Source organism: Bradyrhizobium sp. OK095 (assembly GCF_900109945.1).
Lineage (GTDB): Bacteria > Pseudomonadota > Alphaproteobacteria > Rhizobiales > Xanthobacteraceae > Bradyrhizobium.
In genome coordinates, this window is the sequence record NZ_FOBX01000037.1 from 1 (window position 1) to 2,108 (window position 2,108).

General features: G+C 66.9%; 1 protein-coding gene. It reads right to left on the reverse strand.

From position 1 onward, the window contains the following. On the reverse strand, positions 1-1,937 hold a 1,937-nt coding region (locus tag BMW89_RS37035; RefSeq protein ID WP_244547787.1), incomplete at its 3' end, for a type I polyketide synthase. Between the last annotated feature and the right edge of the window lie 171 nt (positions 1,938-2,108).

Below are 2,108 nucleotides of genomic sequence, written 5' to 3' on the forward strand. Positions count from 1 at the left end.
GAGGCCGCCGTCAGCGCAAGCCGGCTCTCCATCGCCTCACGCCCCACCTGCAGCGTGTAGGCGATATCCGACAGATCAGCATCGCCAAGCGATCCTCGAAGCGATCCGCGCTCGATCGCCGCAACGAGCTGCAAGACCTGCTCCTTCAGTCGCTCACCGCTCTTCGCGGACAGCACCACAAGCGCAGGACGCGACCGGCTCACCACGGCAGCACGCGGCTCAGAGGCCCGCGCAACATACTCCTCGATCACAACATGCGCGTTCGAGCCGCCCGCCCCGAACGACGAGAGCCCGGCAAGCCGCGGCACCTCGCGCAGCACACCATCGCGCTCGATCACGGGACGGCGCCACGCCTCGCAGCTGCGCTGCACCACGAACGGGCTGTTCGCAAAATCAATATGCGGATTGAGCTCCCCTGCGTGCAGGCTCGGCACCAGCTCGCCGTGCTTCAGCTGCAGCACGATCTTCGTCAGCCCCGCGATCCCCGCCGCCGCCTCCAGATGGCCGATGTTGCTCTTCACCGAGCCGATCGCGCAGAACTGCTTCTCCGACGTGTCATGGCCGAACGCCTGCGTCAGGCCCGCAATCTCGATCGGATCGCCAAGCTCCGTCCCGGTGCCATGCGCCTCGATATAGCTGACCTCCCGCGCACGCGCCCCGGCCTTCTCCAGCGCAGCACGCACCAGCTCCCTCTGCGCCACTGGATTGGGCACCGTATAGCCGTTGGTCTTGCCACCGTGATTGATGCTGCTGCCGCGGATCACCGCATGGATCACATCGCCGTCGGCCTCCGCCTGCGACAGACGCTTCAGCACGACCACCCCGACCCCTTCCCCCGGCACAAAGCCATCGCCGCCCTTGCCGAAGCTCTTGCACCGGCCGTCCTGCGACAGCATCCGCATCGCGCAAAGATCGACATAGGTCCGCGGATGAAGGTAGAGGTTCACGCCACCGGCCAGCGCCAGCTCGCACTCGTCCCGATACAGATGCTCGCACGCCTCGTGGATCGCCGTCAGCGACGCCGAGCACATCGTGTCGATCGGCATGCTCGGCCCGTGCAGGTCCAACAGATACGACACACGGTTCGCAACCGAGCCGAACGAGGTGTGCGGCGATCCATCGCCGCCACGGCGCCACAGCTCAGGCCCATGCAGCGCAAAGCCGGTCTTGGTGATCCCCGCGAACACACCCACACGACCCTGATGCCGATCCCGCAACCGGTCGCGCGTATAGCCGCCGTCCTCCAGCGCATGCCAGCAGCTCTCGATGAACAGCCGCTCCTGCGGGTCGATATTGGCCGCATCCCGCGGCGAGATGTTGAAGAACAGCGGATCGAACTCCGCAAAGCCCGCGAGCTGCCCGCCCCATTTGCTGTAGCTCCGGCCCCGCGCCACCGCCTCATCCGCCGACGGATCGTAAAAGCCCTCCAGCGGCCAGCGGTCGCCGGCAAGCTCGCCGATGCAGTCCTTGCCCGACTTCAGGTTCTCCCAATAGGTCTCCAGATTGGGCGACCCCGGATAGCGGCCGCTGATCCCGACGATCGCGATCGGCTCGCGCGCCCGACCGGTCATCCTGCGACGCGCCGGACGCTGCCGCTCCGATCTCGCGGCGGCACGCGGCGCGACGACCGCAGGCCGCTTCCCCTCTTGTTCTTCCCGTTCCTCCAGCGCCGTCCAGCGCCGGCAGGCGGTCTCATGCTCCGCCGCCAGATACGCCGCGACACCTTCCAGCGTCGGGTACTCGAAGAACAACGTCTTCGACAGCTCGCCAAACACCCCGGCCAGCCTGTGGTTGAGCTGCATGATCAGCAACGAGTCGATGCCGTAGACTTCCAGCCGCTCGTGGGGATCGACCTGCTCCGGGCGCAGCTTCGCAAGCTCCGCCAGTATCAGCTTCAGACGATGCTCCGTCCGCTCCACCAGCAAACGCGGATCCATCGCAGGCACGGCATCGCTCTGCGGCCCCTTCCCGCCTGGCTCTTCTCCATGCCCCGCTCGCTCTCCGGCAAGCACTCCGCGCAGGGCGCCGGCCTCACCCGACAACACCGCGATCTCGTCACCCTCTCCACTCTCTCCGGCAAGCGCACGATAAAACGCCTCGAGCCCGGC